General features: G+C 32.4%; 12 protein-coding genes and 2 tRNA genes. 11 read left to right on the top strand and 3 right to left on the bottom strand.

Features of this window, described 5'->3' with window-relative positions; genetic code table 11:
* The first annotated feature begins 3 nt into the window (after positions 1-3).
* From yycI to rlmH, 4 genes are all read left to right on the top strand, one after another.
* The gene (yycI, locus tag EHE19_RS18450; protein WP_137698612.1) at positions 4-849 is read left to right on the top strand and encodes a two-component system regulatory protein YycI; all 846 of its coding nucleotides are present in this window, start codon (positions 4-6) and stop codon (positions 847-849) included.
* Positions 850-1,381: 532 nt separating this feature from the next.
* Complete coding sequence (locus EHE19_RS18445; protein ID WP_137698611.1) at positions 1,382-2,647, top strand: UDP-N-acetylglucosamine 1-carboxyvinyltransferase; 1,266 nt, start codon at positions 1,382-1,384, stop codon at positions 2,645-2,647.
* Between the two features lie 25 nt (positions 2,648-2,672).
* A complete protein-coding gene (locus EHE19_RS18440; protein WP_137698610.1) occupies positions 2,673-3,464 on the top strand; it encodes an MBL fold metallo-hydrolase in 792 nt (263 codons plus the stop codon).
* Between the two features lie 742 nt (positions 3,465-4,206).
* The gene (gene rlmH / locus EHE19_RS18435) at positions 4,207-4,686 is read left to right on the top strand and encodes a 23S rRNA (pseudouridine(1915)-N(3))-methyltransferase RlmH (protein WP_137698893.1); all 480 of its coding nucleotides are present in this window, start codon (positions 4,207-4,209) and stop codon (positions 4,684-4,686) included.
* 185 nt (positions 4,687-4,871) lie between these two features.
* Here the strand turns inward: rlmH and EHE19_RS18430 are convergent, their stop codons facing one another.
* Both EHE19_RS18430 and deoD read right to left on the bottom strand, forming a co-directional pair.
* On the bottom strand, positions 4,872-7,385 hold the full coding sequence (locus EHE19_RS18430) for an LTA synthase family protein (RefSeq protein WP_137698894.1): 2,514 nt from the start codon (positions 7,383-7,385) through the stop codon (positions 4,872-4,874).
* A 692-nt stretch (positions 7,386-8,077) separates the two neighbouring features.
* On the bottom strand, positions 8,078-8,785 hold the full coding sequence (deoD, locus tag EHE19_RS18425) for a purine-nucleoside phosphorylase (RefSeq protein WP_137698895.1): 708 nt from the start codon (positions 8,783-8,785) through the stop codon (positions 8,078-8,080).
* 230 nt (positions 8,786-9,015) lie between these two features.
* Between deoD and EHE19_RS18420 the strand changes: the two genes are divergently transcribed.
* The 7 genes from EHE19_RS18420 to prmC all read left to right on the top strand — a co-directional run bounded on the left by EHE19_RS18420 (position 9,016) and on the right by prmC (position 15,754).
* Positions 9,016-9,091: transfer RNA gene (locus EHE19_RS18420), tRNA-Val, on the top strand.
* A gap of 245 nt (positions 9,092-9,336) precedes the next feature.
* Positions 9,337-9,412: transfer RNA gene (locus tag EHE19_RS18415), tRNA-Thr, on the top strand.
* 445 nt (positions 9,413-9,857) lie between these two features.
* Complete coding sequence (locus EHE19_RS18410; protein ID WP_137698896.1) at positions 9,858-10,487, top strand: hypothetical protein; 630 nt, start codon at positions 9,858-9,860, stop codon at positions 10,485-10,487.
* A gap of 244 nt (positions 10,488-10,731) precedes the next feature.
* On the top strand, positions 10,732-12,993 hold the full coding sequence (rho, locus tag EHE19_RS18405) for a transcription termination factor Rho (protein ID WP_137698897.1): 2,262 nt from the start codon (positions 10,732-10,734) through the stop codon (positions 12,991-12,993).
* Positions 12,994-13,340: 347 nt separating this feature from the next.
* Complete coding sequence (rpmE, locus tag EHE19_RS18400; RefSeq protein ID WP_137698898.1) at positions 13,341-13,550, top strand: 50S ribosomal protein L31; 210 nt, start codon at positions 13,341-13,343, stop codon at positions 13,548-13,550.
* Positions 13,551-13,806: 256 nt separating this feature from the next.
* The gene (locus EHE19_RS18395; RefSeq protein ID WP_137698899.1) at positions 13,807-14,745 is read left to right on the top strand and encodes a DUF1385 domain-containing protein; all 939 of its coding nucleotides are present in this window, start codon (positions 13,807-13,809) and stop codon (positions 14,743-14,745) included.
* Positions 14,746-14,854: 109 nt separating this feature from the next.
* A complete protein-coding gene (prmC, locus tag EHE19_RS18390; RefSeq protein ID WP_137698900.1) occupies positions 14,855-15,754 on the top strand; it encodes a peptide chain release factor N(5)-glutamine methyltransferase in 900 nt (299 codons plus the stop codon).
* Between the two features lie 18 nt (positions 15,755-15,772).
* Here the strand turns inward: prmC and ytvI are convergent, their stop codons facing one another.
* A complete protein-coding gene (gene ytvI / locus EHE19_RS18385) occupies positions 15,773-16,834 on the bottom strand; it encodes a sporulation integral membrane protein YtvI (protein ID WP_137698901.1) in 1,062 nt (353 codons plus the stop codon).
* Positions 16,835-17,156 lie beyond the last annotated feature (322 nt).

The following is a 17,156-nucleotide window of genomic DNA, read 5'->3' as shown; positions in this document are numbered from 1 at the left end:
TCTATGGACTGGAAGAGAGCAAAATCAATACTAATAACAGTTTTTATATTATTGAATATAGTTCTAGCTATTACCCTCTATAATGAACTTAAAATAGATGATATTTCTCAGCAGACAATCATTAACACTCAGAAAATATTAATGCAGAACAATATACATATTGAATGTCCTATACCCAAATATACGGGAAATGATTATACTCTAAAGTATGAAGAAAAAGCTCTTGACGAAAAACAGAAAGCAGCGATATTACAAATATTACTTGGCAATAATTATATTAAAGAAGGTATTAATTTATATAAAAAAGATTCAAAGAACTTGGAGTTTTATGAGGGTTCGGGATTTTTATTTTCAGATACTGGAAGTGGCCCAGTAGTTAATGGAGATGATCTTAAAGGTAATGTAGATAAGTACTTAAAGGATTTATTTGAAAAGATAGGCTTACCTTTTAACGAATTTAAGCATGACGGCTATTATGCTGATATTAAGAATGAAGAAAATGTAAAAATAACGTATAAGGGGCAATACAAGGAATATCCTGTATTTGATAACTATATTGATGTTGAGGTTAGTAATTTAAGAATTAAAAGTATCAAGTATCACTATAGAAAGCCTACAAGTATAACAATAAAAAAGGATGTATTCGTTATTCCATCATTTGAGATTTTAATCACCGAAATGACAAAGTATCCAGGAATAGATATAATTCAGGTGGATATGGGGTTTAAGGGATATACTAAAAATGATAAAAAAACCAAAACCTCATATGAAGGGTTAGCATGGAGAATAAAAACCACTAATGGTGATGAGTACTATTTTAATGCTAGAAATGGAACTTTGATTGGGTAAAATTGTGGATACTGATTTTGTTTTAAGGCGGTGAGAGGTTCTCCTGCCTTTTGAAATGCCGCTGATTCTAATAAAATTTTTCTGCAATCTAGAAAATATCATCCTCTACTTCTACAAGTGTAGGGCACTATTTTTATTTTTAGGCGTTATGATGAGGTGAGAAAAGAACCCCCTGCTTCTACAAGTGTAGGGCACTATTTTTATTTTTAGGCGTTATAGCGAAGCAAGAAAAGACCACTTACTTCTACAATTGGCGGGTAATGTTTTTTGTTTTTAGCGGTGATAGAGTCTCGTGCCTTTTGAAATGCTGTTGTTAGCTTGGTTTTCAGGCTGTAATAATATCTGCTGCCTCGTTGAAATGTCAGTTGAAATGCCAATAGTATAATACAATTTTTCTGCAAAAAAGGTTTATAATGAATCTAGGCATTATAAAATAATTTTAGTAGTAGAATAATTTTATACTAAGTGATATAATGTTGACTAATGCATAATGTTTAGCATAAAAGATGTCTGAAGGTTGGTGTATGAGAGTTTGGAGAAGTTTGTTATTAATGGTCCATGTTCCTTGAACGGAGAAGTTAACATAAGTGGAGCAAAAAATGCTGCAGTTGCTGTTTTGCCAGCAGCTCTTATTGTAAACGGAATCAGCAGAGTTGAAAATGTTCCAGATATTAAGGATGTCAGAGTATTATTAGATATACTGAGTAAATTAGGTGCCAAAATAACAAAGGAAGATGATAACACCGTTATTTGTGACACTCGTGAGGTTAATTGCTGGAAAGCTCCTTATGAACTTGTAAAAAGCATGAGAGCTTCATATTATTTATTAGGAGCTCTGATTGCAAGATTTGGGAAAGCAGAAGTTTCATTGCCGGGTGGATGTGATTTTGGGTTTAGACCAATTGATCAACACATTAAAGGGTTTGAGGCAATGGGTGCAACTGTTGAGATAGAACACGGTATAGTTAAAATTGATGCTTCAGAACTTAAAGGTGCTCAAATATATTTAGATGTCGTAAGTGTAGGTGCGACAATCAATTTGATGCTTGCAGCTGTTAAGGCTAAAGGGCAAACTATTATTGAGAATTCAGCAAAAGAGCCTCATGTTGTTGATGTGGCAAACTTTTTGAATGCAATGGGTGCCAATATTAGAGGAGCAGGAACTGATGTAATTAAAATCAAAGGTGTTGACCACTTAAAAGGTGGTGGTACACATTCAATTATTCCTGATATGATTGAAGCAGGGACATTTATGATTGCCGCTGCTGCAACTAAGGGGGATGTTGTTGTTAAAAATATTATTCCCAAACATATGGAATCGCTAACTGCAAAGCTAATAGAAATGGGTGTTACTGTAATTGAGGACGAAGATTTTATTAGAGTTATAAGTGGGAAAAAAGTTAAAAATGTTAATATAATGACGCTGCCATATCCGGGATTTCCGACAGATCTTCAGCCGCAGGTAACGGTATTGCTTAATATGGCTGAGGGTGTAAGCACCATTACAGAAGGTGTTTGGGATTCTAGATTCCAGTATGCAGATGAATTGAAGCGAATGGGTGCAAAGATAAAGGTTGAAGGAAGAATTGCTGTTATTGATGGAGCAAATGTTTTATCAGGTGCACCAGTAAAAGCTACAGACCTTAGGGCAGGCGCAGCAATGGTTATGGCTGGTCTAGTTGCAAAAGGCCGTACAGAGGTTACTAATATTAAGTATATAGATAGAGGCTATGAGAATTTTGTTCAAAAGTTAAATGCTCTTGGAGCGGATATTACTAGGGTTTCAACTGATGATTAACTATGATAAATGGGGTTTAAAATAAATGGTCAAATTTTGCAGTTTGTTTAGTGGAAGTAGTGGAAATGCTTTGTTTATTGGTACAGAAACTACAAAGATTCTTATAGATGCAGGACTAAGTGGAAAGAGAATACTAGAAGCGCTTTGCTCCATTGGTGAAAATCCATCGGAGTTAAGCGCTATATTAATTTCCCATGAGCACATAGACCATGTGAGGGGCGCTGGAATATTATCAAGGAAACAAGATATTCCAATATATGCAAATGAGTCTACATGGTGTGCTATGGAGTGCGGGCTTGGACCAGTAAAGCTGGAAAATAAAGTTACCTTCTCTACAGGAAAGGAATTTGAAATCGGAGATATTTGCGTAAAGCCATTTTCTATTCCACATGATGCTGCTGAACCAGTAGGATATAGTTTTTTTGTACAAGGTAAGAGAATAACTACTGCTACAGATATTGGGCATATGAATAATGAGATACTCTCCCATATTGAGGGAAATGATTTACTTTTGATTGAATCAAACCATGATATAGAAATGCTTAAAATGGGACCTTATCCATGGCATTTAAAAAAGAGGATAATGGGTGATAGAGGGCACTTATCAAATGAAAGCTGTGCAGAAGTAATTGCATATTTGGCAGAGAAGGGCGGCAGACGCTTTATTTTAGGCCATTTAAGCAATGAGAATAACTTCCCGGAGTTAGCATATCAAACAACAATAAACGCCCTTAATGAGAGAAAAATCGCTGTAGGCTGTGATGTAACTGTTGAGGTAGCCTTACGTGATAGGGTGGGACGTATGAATATATTATAGACAAAAGAGTAATGCTAAATGCTGATTTATTTAATGCAACATTTACATAGCTTAGTTTATGAACTTTTTGGGGAATCAGTGTTTTGATTCCCTATTTTGGTGACTTGAAAAACTCGAAAATAAAGTTTGTACAAACATGGTGCATTTTCGAGTAGCAAAAACCTGCAAGCAGTTTTTTGTAGGTTTGAGCAAATCAAGCAATGACATATACTTTTTAATTACTTATTTATGTTATTAGAGATATCAATAAGATGGAGGTATAGCTTGAAAAACTCGAAAATAAAGTTTGTACAAACATGGTGCATTTTCGAGTAGCAAAAACCTGCAAGCAGTTTTTTGTAGGTCTGAGCAAATCAAGCAATGACATATACTTTTTAATAACTTATTTGTGTTATTAGAGATATCAATAGGATGGAGGTATAGCTTGAAAAACTCGAAAATAAAGTTTGTACAAACATGGTGCATTTTCGAGTAGCAAAAACCTGCAAGCAGTTTTTGTAGGTTTGAGCAAATCAAGCAATGACATATACTTTTTAATAACTTATTTGTGTTATTAGAGATATCAATAAGATGGAGGTATAGCTTGAAAAACTCGAAAATAAAGTTTGTACAAACATGGTGCATTTTCGAGTAGCAAAAACCTGCAAGCAGTTTTTGTAGGTTTGAGCAAATCAAGCAATGACATATACTTTTTAATAACTTATTTGTGTTATTAGAGATATCAATAAGATGGAGGTATAGCTTGAAAATAAGTATTGCTGCAGTTGGAAAATTGAAAGAGAAATATTTAAAAGACGGTATATCAGAATATATTAAGAGGCTTTCTCGCTTTGCTGAAATTGAACAAATTGAGGTTGAAGATGAGCATGCGCCAGAATCCTTAAGTGCTGCACAGGAGTCTCAGGTAAAGCAAAAAGAGGCAGAACGTCTAATAAAGAAAATTAAAGATGGTTCATATATTATTTTGCTGGACTTAGCTGGAGAACAGCTTGATTCTCAAAAATTCTCAGCCAAGCTAGAGAATATAATGCTTTCAGGCAATTCACATATTACATTTATAATTGGCGGTTCATTGGGTTTAGACCAAAGCCTGATTAATCTAGCTAACTATAGAATATGCCTTTCAAAAATGACATTTCCCCATCAATTAGCAAGACTAATTTTATTAGAGCAAGTATATAGGGCTTTTAAGATAATGAAAAATGAGACCTATCACAAGTAGTAACGTATTTTATACAATTATAATAATTAATAAGAGTTCCTTTAAGCGAATAGCTTGATATTAACGCGCTGTATTAATAAAATTTATGTTAATAAATAAGTCCCAGCATTTAATGTACAGAAGAAGTACGATGTTAAATGTTGGAACTTATATTAGTTTAGAGAAATAATTTTTATGTCAATTAATTATTTGTTCCATATATCTTTCAAATACTGATTTCCGAACAAAATATCATACTGAATAAGCTGATAATCCTGGACTAATTCATCATCAGGGTTAATTAAATCCATGCCCTTTTGATGCATAATAGGATAATTGTTCTCTAATTGAGCCAGTATATTGAAATAGTTCGGGTACTTTACTCCAGCATCCTTCAGAATTTCGTAACTGATATGGGATGGAGAAATAATTTTAGAGAACGAACGCAGTTCTGTATAATTGGACCATGTCACAAAAGGAGTAGTATAATACCTCAGCTCCCCTAATTTTTGCTCAGTTTCGGATTTGTTTTCAACAGCTAATTTATCATAAACCTTGTAATATTCGTCAAGCGTACCCAATCTTGGAGCGTGATCTCCAAAGAAATAAAGTAAAGTAGGCTTATCGCTTTTGCTCAATTCATCAATCAACCTACCTAAAGCCTGATCTGCATCATAAATACCTTGAGCATAGCCTCTGATAATTTCTTTTTGAGTGGCATCAAGCTGGTCTGACTCAACAGTTACATCAAATTCGTAGTCCTTGTACTTATTATCAAATGGATCATGGTTTTCCATTGAAACAGCAAAGATAAAGGAAGGCTTGTCTGAAGAGTTCAATTCAGACAAAATCTTGTTTACCAAAGCATTATCAGATATGTGAGGTCCTTTTGCTTCTGTTTCCATATTAAATCCAGTCACATCAATAAATTTATCAAAGCCAAAATAGGGATAAACCTTATCTCTATTATAAAACCAACCAGAATTTGGATGAATTGCAGTAGTGTTATAACCATTATCTTTGAAAACAGAAGCAATACTAGGAGTTTCAGTTCTCAAATATGCATTGTAGGTAATTATTCCAGGGCTCATAAAGTACATTGACATACCAGTAAGAGCTTCAAATTCAGTATTAGCAGTACCGCCACCAATTGCTGGAGGGGCAAGCTGACCTTTTTGATATTTATGGACATTTTCAGTAATATCTTTGTTGAATTTAATTCCACTCAATTTTGACAAATCCCAGTAACTTTCGCTCATAATAACAACCACATTAGGTTTTTCATGCAGCTTGGTTTTCGTTGTGGAAGTAGCCTGATCAGCAGGCATTTCATATTTTTTATCAACAGCTAATATTTTGTCTTGATTATATCCCTTAGGTTTGGGGTTCAAGTATTTGTCTAAATCATACAGGTAGTAATAATTTTGTGCCAGCATACCATTTGCCAATATTTCAGATCTTCCAATGTACCAGGATTTTTGAATTCCAATTTGAGTGGATAATGAACTGTGGTCTAAGACATTCATACTAAAAAGAAACAGTACAGCACCAAATGGTATCAAAGCAAGTGAAATTTTGGGCTTTAAATATTTCAAAACATTACTTCTGAAATGTATTATTAATAAAACAATAGCTACAAAAGCTACTAATGCTGTGATAACAAAAGTAGCATTTAGGTATTCTTTAGAAATGCCAAATAGGTTTTTTATTAAGTAAATATCCCAAGGATAAAAAGGCTCTTCAAAATAAGTAAATTTAATGTAATTAGCTAATGTTAAAAAAACTGTTACGAGTGCAATGATGACGTTTGATATACCTTTCCCAATTAATGAAATTAAAGATAAATATATTCCTGATAAAAATATAATGTTAAAAATTAGGTTTGGCTCTAATATATCATGAAGTGTGGTCAAAAAGCTCTGTCTTATAGAGAATTCACATATGAACACAGATAGAACGACAACCACAAAAAACATTATAAATCTATAAACTGTACTAATATAAACAGTAAATTCAAAGGATTTTTTACTCTTTTGAAATTTTTGTAATGGTAAATATAGTAATAAATTAAACGAAGCTGCAAACCATGCTAAAAATACGGCTAAAAATGGCAAGTATATAGCAGTTACTGTGCCCAGATTTTCAATGTTCAGAAATAATAAGCTTCTCAAAACGGATTTGCCTAATGCTTTATACATAATAGCTATAAGAGCAAGACCAGAGAACAATATGTTGAAAATAGTAAAGCCCCATACTTTTTTTGTTTTAACCATATTATGACGGTTTGTAATAAATCCTAATACATAAATTGGGTAAAAAACTATTATAAATAGGGGAATACTAAATTCTAAAAAAGAAGCCCCATATACAGATACATAGGAAACTAATAAAGTAAATGGCAGTAAGAATTTATACTGTATTAGTTTTTCTGTAATCAGGTTCCAAATTAAGTACGACAAAAATAAAATATTAACCAATAAAACTCTAAAGTTAATATAGGTAATTACTAATAAAGCAATATTTGCCATGAGAAGAACTGCATTTACCAATTTTTTTGGTTTAAATGATAATAATGGCATGTAAAAGACTACAAATGAACTCAACAGTGCTAACATAAGCTGCAAAATACCATTTCCATCGTTGAAAATATCTAAAACGCTAACAGCTGCATATAATAAAAGTACTATTAATACCATTACATCTTTCTTAAAAATCTTCATACTTCATTCCCAACTTCCAATAATTTATTTTACACAATTAGTATTGTATCCACTAATGAATAATTATATGGAACATGATTAAGCTTGTACTAGAGTGATGAAGTCTCCATAACAAATATCATGCTCGCATAGAGCATTTTACAGCAAAAAACACACTCATTGCATTGTACAATTAGCGTGATAAATATCTGCTTTAAAATGCATTTTTGTTTTTAACGGCAATGTTGATTATATCAAAGTAGAAAAAAATATTAAAGCGATATTAGGGTAAATTAATATTTGTAACATAAAAGTAAAACTACATAAAGACGAAGTTTATTAAAGGTTAAATTTTTATTGTTAAGAATTCTTTTGTGAAAATATAAACTTATTTATGTAAATACACTAAGCTTAATTCTTTATGCTAATTTATTTCGAACTGAGTTACAGATAACCATAGCTTAATGACTATACGTGATTAAAATTTAGACAATTGGAGTACTTGGTTAAGGATTTTGATTATTTGATTGCTGGATATCCAAAGAGTATGATGACTATATGAAATAATAAACTAAGCCTATATGTAAGCTATTTTTTCTTGAATAATTCTTGTTGTGCACAATAACAAATAAATAATAGGGCTATAAAAAAATTGCTACATTATTTTTATAGCCCATACTATTAAATTCAATAAATTGTGTTGGCAATTAAACCTATACACATTCTAAAGCAATTTCCATCATATTTGTAAATGAAGTCTGGCGCTCCTCTGCTGTTGTTACTTCATGTGAAGTAAAAGAATCAGATACGGTAAATATACCTAATGCATTTACACCTGCGCGAGAGGCATTCATGTATAATGCTGCTGCTTCCATCTCTATTGCTAAAACACCCATCTTAGCCCACTGCTTCCATGAGTCTGCATCGTCATCATAAAAAACATCTGCCGACAAAACATTTCCAACTTTTATTTCGATACCTTTACTGTCTGCTACCTCAATAGCCTTTTTCATTAGAGGCCATGAGGCTGTAGGCGCATAGGTTCCTGGTAAATTATATTGCATAGCAAAATTAGAAGTGGTAGAGGCAGACATTCCAATAATTATATCTCTGATTTTAATATCTTTTTGAAGCGCGCCACAAGAACCTATTCTAATTAGGTTTTTAACTCCATAGAAATGAATTAACTCATAGGAATAGATACCAATTGAAGGTATGCCCATACCTGAGCCCATAACAGATACTTTTTTTCCTTTGTATGTTCCTGTATAACCGAACATGTTACGAATTTCATTAAATTGAATTGGATTTTCTAGATAAGTTTCTGCGATAAATTTTGCACGAAGAGGATCGCCTGGCATTAATACAGTTTCAGCAATTATACCCTGTTCGCTTACGTTAATATGTGGTGTTGGAATCATTTATTTACCTCCCGATTTTTGTATAATAGATTAAGATATGCAATCAAATAAGCTGCTTGTTTACAGCTAAACAGCATTATTTTAATATGATCTAAACTTATAAATTAAATTATACAATTATTTAAAAAAAAAGCATAGGCAATTAATTTTATTTTTTAATTTAATTAAAGTTTGTATTAAAAATAGTGTTGACAATTGCTTGGGCAAAGTTTATAATTACAAATGCATTCGGGAGCTTAGCTCAGCTGGGAGAGCATCTGCCTTACAAGCAGAGGGTCATAGGTTCGAGCCCTATAGTTCCCACCACAAAAATAGCAGTTAATTCTATAGAATTAACTGCTATTTTTACATAAGCGTGATTTTTACAGATAGTCCATTAACACTGGTTTTGATGACATGAAAAGGGCATGAAAATTGTCATAAAAATTGGTCAAAATTTCTTCAAAAAAAGTATTGACACAACATTATTCTGCTGTTATACTATCAAAGTGTCAAGGGCAAGTGAATTGCTCGAAAGTAAAATAAATAGTTTTTAATTGTTTTAAATATGTGCTGGTGTAGCTCAGCAGGTAGAGCAGCTGACTTGTAATCAGCAGGTCGGGGGTTCGATTCCGTCCGCCAGCTCCAAACCCTTTGAAGTTATTTCAAAGGGTTTTTTAATGCGATTTTATAGGTTATTACGAAATTTCTGATTAACACAAAGCTTCTATAAAGTTATACTGCTACATTAAATTGCAACTTAATATATATGTGCCTTTTGAGGATTTTAGTTATTTTTTCCTTTAAATATTCATAACATATACAAATGCTTGAACAATTCATAAATAGTTCTTTTTAAAATGGTGTTACCTTTGCTTAATATGCTTAATGGTCAGAGTGATTTAAAATAATCAATGCATTTTTCTGGTTACAGTTTAGACGTTTGCTATTTAAAAATTTTTTATTGATGAGAAAGTATAAAAAGTATTTATAGATAAAAGAATAAAAAGGAAGTTATATCTTTACATAATGTGTATTAAGAAGGAGTTTTTGTTTTAACAGCGAATAGATATAGTATTGATGAGGTGAGAAAATGCTTATTGATATGGATGTTACAATAGCATATAAATGCTTCTGCTGTGGAATGTTTGATTTTGCTAATATTAATTTATTTAGGCTCCATAGACATAAAAGCATTGTGCCAAAATGCAAATGTGAAGGTACAAAGCTAAAAATAGTTGAAATATGCAAAAATAATTATGCAATCACTGTACCTTGCATAGCATGTGGAGAGGAACATTCCTTGATAATTAAAAGAGAAGACCTTACCAGTAAAGATATAATGGTATATACCTGTCCAATAACGAGTATTAAGCAGTGTTTTATTGGCAGAGATTCTTCAGTTAGAAAACATGTTGATAAATTTGAGAAGGAATTAGATGTTATTATTGATGGCCTTGGATATGAGAATTATTTTGTTAATACTCAGGTAATGATAGAAACTTTGAATAAGATACACGATATTGCCGAACAAGGTGATTTACGCTGTCAATGCGGCTGTAATGATATTGGTGTATCTTTGCTCAGAAAAGGTATTTATCTTAAATGCCCCCAGTGCTCAGGAAATAAGTATATACCTGCAGCATCAAATAATGATTTAAAAAAAACAATTCAAAGAGTCAGAATAATATTAGCTGGAAAAAAATCTAAATATAATTATTAATAAAAATATTATTTTAATAGTGAATAAACATTAATTATTTAGGTTAAAATTCATATGTAATTGAAATATAACACTTAGATTGACATGCATTTACTCTTTTGATATAATAGCGTCTGTGGAATGTTCAGAAACTCTCCTCTAGAAAAAGATTTAAATAATATGGGTTTTTCTAAAACGAATTTTCGAAAAAATTTCCTATAATTATAAGTTAAGACGTCATGAGATTTTTATAAGGTGGTGAACTATGGAGCAGGTTAATTTACAATCAAAAACCCTAGAAGATTTGCGATATATTGCAAAGATGATGGGTATGAAAAATATATCTAAATTAAAAAAGAGCGAACTTCTTGATTTATTGGTCAAAAGTACTAGTGAAATCAATTCAGAAGATGTTCAGAAGAATAAAAAAGATACTTCCAAAGGTACTTCCAAAGATACCTTCAATGAAAGTTCACAAATTGAGCCAAATAACAAAATTGAAACTAATACAGTTACTGCAGCTGATTCTAATAATAATGAAGCAAATGAAGAGCAACCAGTCCAAGAACCTGTTTTAAGAAAATCAAGAAGAGGAAGGCCTAGTAGCGCTTCAAAATTGGAAAAGCAGTTAGAAGCTAGCAGCAAAACTTCTGGTGTTCAAGATAGTAAGTCAGGTGATTTAGACAATAAATCAGCTAATCAAGAAAATACGTCAGAATTAAAAGAGAAGATTTCAACACCAGACTCATTAACGGAAATAACTGAGAAAACTGATGCAGAAATAAGCGAGCAAGCACAAACAAATCCAGAATTGGATACAACTACGGTAGGTATAGAAACTGATAATAAACAGAGCGCTAAGGCAGATAAGTTACCAGAAAGATTAAAGCATATTGGAACAAAGAGTGCTGAAGAGAAACCTTCCGAAGAAGATAGTAAAGTACAAAGCAGAGTACATACTCAAAAGGCTACAAAACTTCAGACACCAGCAATAGGCGTTGATGAAAAGCCTCAGAGAATTGGGAATAAACCTCTGACAAGTTCTACACCACCAAAAACTGAAACACAGCCAAATGGGCAGCAACCTTATTCTCAAACTAAAAGGACACCACCAATGCGGCAGCAACCGCAATTGTATACCCAAGAGAATGGTCAGCAGCCATCTATACAGAGTGTACAGCAATCACCATTGTCGACTGAACCGAATGGGCAGCAGATTCAGCCACTTATTCAACAAAATGGACAACAATCACAATTGCCGCTACAACAAAATGGATCGCAATCTCAGTTGGCATCTCTACAGAACGGACAACAGTCACCGTTGCCGCTTCCACAGAATGTACAGCAGGTACAACCGCCATTTCAGCCAAATGTACAGCAAACAACTGAAAAAATAGAAAGCGATGACCCTGTAGAAGGAGTTCTTGAAGTTTTACCAGATGGGTACGGATTTTTACGTAGTGATAACTATTTATCCGGACCGAAGGATGTTTATGTTTCTCCTTCACAAATACGAAGATTTGGACTTAAAACAGGTGACAAGCTTCGCGGTAAGGGCAGGATACCTAAAGAAGGGGAGAAATTTCAGGCATTACTCTATGTGCAATCAATTAATGGAGATACCCCTGATATTGCTTCTAAAAGAGTTCCATTTGAATATTTAACCCCAATTTATCCTGATAAGAGAATTACGTTGGAGACAACACCAAGAGAGTTTTCAACAAGACTCATAGATCTTATTGCTCCTATAGGAAAAGGACAAAGAGGTATGATTGTATCACCTCCAAAGGCTGGTAAAACAATACTTCTTAAGAAAATAGCTAATTCAATAACAGTAAATTATCCTGAAATAGAGTTAATTGTATTGCTTATTGATGAACGACCAGAAGAAGTTACTGACATGCAGAGGTCAATAAAGGGAGAAGTAATTTATTCAACCTTTGATGAGGTTCCAGAACATCACATAAAGGTTGCTGAGATGGTATTAGAAAGAGCTCAGAGGCTTGTTGAGCAAAAGAAAGATGTTGTAATTTTACTTGATAGTATTACTCGATTAGCAAGAGCATACAATCTCACCATACCTCCAACTGGTAGAACTTTATCTGGTGGTTTAGATCCTGGAGCCTTGCATAAGCCCAAAAAATTCTTTGGAGCAGCTAGAAACATTGAATTTGGCGGAAGCTTAACAATAATGGCAACAGCTCTTATTGAAACAGGAAGCAGAATGGATGATGTTATTTTTGAGGAATTCAAGGGAACAGGTAATATGGAACTTCACCTTGACAGAAAACTATCTGAGAAGAGAATCTTCCCTGCTATTGATATTAATAAATCAGGTACCAGAAGAGAAGAACTGCTGCTAAGTCAGAAAGAATTAGAAAGTGTATGGGCTATTAGAAAAGCAATGAGTAATATGGGCACTGCTGAGGTTACTGAAGTGTTGATAAATAAGCTTATGCAGACAAGAACTAATGATGACTTTGTAAATAGTATAAAATTATCTTTCCTTGATAAAAATAATTCATAGCTTTAGTATTAGCTATTAAATATACAATCAAAGATAAAAAGAAGTTTAGATATAAATTTTTTATTAAAATTTTACAAACAATATTGTAAATTTTAAACATTATATTCAGTATATAGTTTACAAAAACTTGATTTGTGCTATATGTTGTATTTAAGTTTCATAAATAAAAAATATTATGATATTGATATTATTAGCGCAAAAAATGGGGCTTGCGGTATTTGTCTTTTTGTGTTAAAATATCACTTGCCTCTTTAATAAGCAATTTAGTACTTTTTAGTACGTTGAATATATAATTATTATGCTGTTCATTGAGGACAATGCATTTGTTTGAAAGAAGGTGAAAAGTAATGAAAGAAGGTATTCATCCTAATTATTCAGAAGCAGTAGTTAAATGTGCTTGCGGTGAGACTTTTACAACTGGTTCTACTAAGAAGAATTTGCACGTTGAAATTTGTTCAAAGTGTCATCCTTTCTTTACTGGAAGGCAGAAACTCGTTGATACTGGCGGACGTGTTGATAGGTTTAAAAAGAAATATGGTATTGTTGACAATGAATAATTTAATACAATATAAGAATTAAGACATATGAAGGCTGGGGAAGTTATCCCGGTCTTTTGTTTTATTTAATACAAATTAAATAATTCTATACAATTATTCAATCCCAAATTTCCTCTGTGATGATAACCTGCAAGGAAATTAAAATAATTATAATAATACAATTGACTATTTTAGTTTGTTTTCGTATGATTTGATATAGAGTGTATTTTCGTTATGAAATAATTAAATTTGATGTGTTTACAATATGGGAGGTAAAATGAAAAAAACTACAATTGGTGGTCAAGCATTATTAGAGGGACTTTTGATGATTGGTCCTCAGTTTAGAGCTACTGCAGTAAGAAAGCCAGATGGGGAAATAGTGGTAGAAAAGCATCCTATGAAACCAAAAGGAAAGCTATCAAAAATTCCTATAATAAGAGGTGCCGTGAATCTTTTTACTCAAATGGTTATTGGTGTAAAGGCTCTTATGTATTCGGCAGAATTTATTGATCTTGAGGATGGAGACAAGCCATATGAACCATCAAAGTTTGAACAGTTCCTTGAAAGAAAGTTTGGAGATAAAATAGCTGATATTGCTATATATTTCTCAGTAATATTGTCGTTGTGTCTAAGTGTGGGTTTATTTATTTTACTCCCGAACTTTATAACTGACTTTTTCTCTAATTTTGTTCATATTGATAATGTTATTGTTTTAAATCTTATTGAAGGTGCTATCAGAGTATGTATATTTATTGGATATCTTGCACTTGTTTCTTTAATGAAAGAAATGAAAAGAGTATGGGAATATCATGGAGCCGAGCATAAGACAATACATTGTTATGAGAACGGAGAAGAAATAACTGTTGAAAATGTTAGAAAGTATACTACAAAGCATCCTAGATGTGGAACATCATTATTTTTTACTATAATGATTATTAGTATATTAATTTTTTCATTTACAGGCTGGCATAATGTTTTTATTAATGCATTAATAAGAATTCTTTTAGTTCCTTTAGTTGCGGGCGTATCCCTTGAATTTATTAAATTTGCCGTTAAGCATGAGAACTGGCTCTTTAAAGTAATTACTGCTCCTGGTTTAATGTTTCAGGCTTTCACAACCAGAGAACCTGATGATAGTCAAATAGAGGTTGCAATAGCTGCTTTTATGGAGGTATTGCCAGTTGAAGAAGGCAGCGATGAATGGGGAAAGGACTAATTAATCTGCTTCCGCTAAAAGTATATATAATATAAACCCTTTGTATATACTCTATTAGTATAAGCAGTATCGCAAAGAGATAGTTTTTAATTTTAATATGGAAGAGTATATGAATATTAGAGAATATTATAGATATGCAGTAGAAGAGTTAAAGAGTGCTAATATAGAGGCCCCGGAGCTAGAAGCCGGGGTTATGCTTTGTCATGTTTTGAAATGTGACAGAGTATATTTATATTCTCATTATGATAGAATTCTTGATAAAGAAGAAATGAAGCTTCTACGTGAGATGCTTAATAAGCGTTTTCAAAATGTACCTCTCCAGTATATTATTGGAGAGACAGAATTTATGGGGCTTTCTTTTTATGTTAGTCCAGCTGTACTTATACCACGGCAGGATACTGAAACTCTTGTGGAAGAGTGTGTTAAACTCGTTAGTATGATAAATAAAGCTAATCTAGTTAAAAGTAACATGGACAAGGATAACGTAGATGCAAAAGAAATTAAGATTTTGGACATGTGCACAGGCTCAGGCTGTATTGCAGTGAGCATCGCTCATTATTGCCCACAGTGTACTCTTGTAGCTTGTGATATTTCACAAGATGCACTTAATATAGCCAGAGTAAACTGTGAGCGAAATGGGGTTTCTGATAGAGTGAAGTTGTACTGCGGTGATTTGTTTGAGTCACTTTCTGGAGATGAACAGTTTAATATAATTGTTAGCAATCCGCCATACATCGAAACAGATGTCATACCAGAACTACAAAAAGAGGTAAAGAATCACGAACCTTTTTTAGCCCTTGATGGCGGAATGGATGGGCTTGATTTTTATAGAAAGATTATATTGAATGCACCAAGGTATTTGACAAATGGAGGGTATCTTGCGCTTGAGATAGGCTATAATCAGGGAGAGAGTGTAAAAAAGCTTATGAATCAACTCTTCTGTGATATTGTAATATATAAAGATATTGGCGGAAATGATAGGGTTGTGATTGGCAGACTAAAAAAATAGGATGAATTTTTATTATAATCAGTCATTCCATAATTTCATAATACCTGCGTCCTGAAGATTTTTTACTACAATCAGGCTCATTGGACCAATAAACATTCCTAAAACTCCAAAGAATTCTAATCCTACATACATAGACAATAATGTTACTAATGGATGCAGACCAATCTGGCTTCCAATTATCTTAGGCTCCATTATTTGTCTTATTAATACTCCTAAAATATATATGATTGCTAGTCCAAAAGCTAAATGCATATCTCCGATAAAAACATTCCATATTATCCAGGGAACCATTACCGTGCCAGTACCTACAATGGGTATTATCTCAGAAAGACCAACAATAAGAGCTATTACAAGGGCATATTTAACATTTAAAATATATAAACCTACACTGACCTCAAGAAATGTGAAGCCCATGAGTATAAGTATTGCTTTGAAGTAGCCAAATAAAGCATTAAAAGTGTCATTTTTTATATGCGGCAGCTTTTTCCTCCATGATGATGGAAGTTGCTTGTAAAAGAAAATTGAAATTTTCTTTTTGTCACTGCTGATAAAATATGTTGCTAAAATAGTTACTATAAAAAAAACAGTAAGCCTAGGAATTGAGGATGCAGTATTAATTGTGTATTGAATAATAGCAGTAATTATATTTGTAAGCTTATTAGATAGTGAAGAAAGATTTTTTGTTATAGCGTCAGTAACTTCATATGGCAACGCGTTATAAAAGTTCGTAATTTTGTTGGTTAAATTATCAAATTGGGCTGAAATATCATTGGAATAAGCAGTTAAATTATTACGTAGAATTATTAATTCATCATAAAGCTTAATGATTCCCAAAGTTATTATGGTTACAAGAATAGACATTGTAAATAATAGAGATATAACAGAGGCAATTTTTCTAGATATCTTAAATTTTTGAAGGATTCGAATTACCGGCTCATTAATATATGAAACTATGACTGCAATGATAAAAGGTGCAAAAAAAGGGAACAGATATGTAATTGATACATATATAATTGCAAAAATAACCATGATTAATAGGAGTTTTTTAATTGCACCTTGATATTTACTCCATAGTTCCATGCCATAACCTCCAAGAATAAAGTAATTATAAGTGTGTGTACGTACAATTTTCAATAGGGAAAGTTGAGTTGCCTATATTTATCAATCATTATACATTTCTAGTCGATGATGTTTAGACCTTTAATATATATAAATTCATATAAGAAATACTAGTACATTAAGAAAATTATTTTTTATATTCTATTCTATTTCCAATTTAATTAGTATTGATACTATTACTATTCTAAACAATGTTTATTACCAATTCAATGGCTAACAAGATATAATTTGTGTTATTCAAATTTATGTGACGATGAGTGTTGAAATATATGGTAATTGCAAC

It is taken from the genome of Ruminiclostridium herbifermentans (genome assembly GCF_005473905.2).
In the GTDB taxonomy this organism is placed as follows: domain Bacteria; phylum Bacillota; class Clostridia; order Acetivibrionales; family DSM-1351; genus Ruminiclostridium; species Ruminiclostridium herbifermentans.
This window is presented reverse-complemented; position numbering and strand designations above follow the sequence as displayed.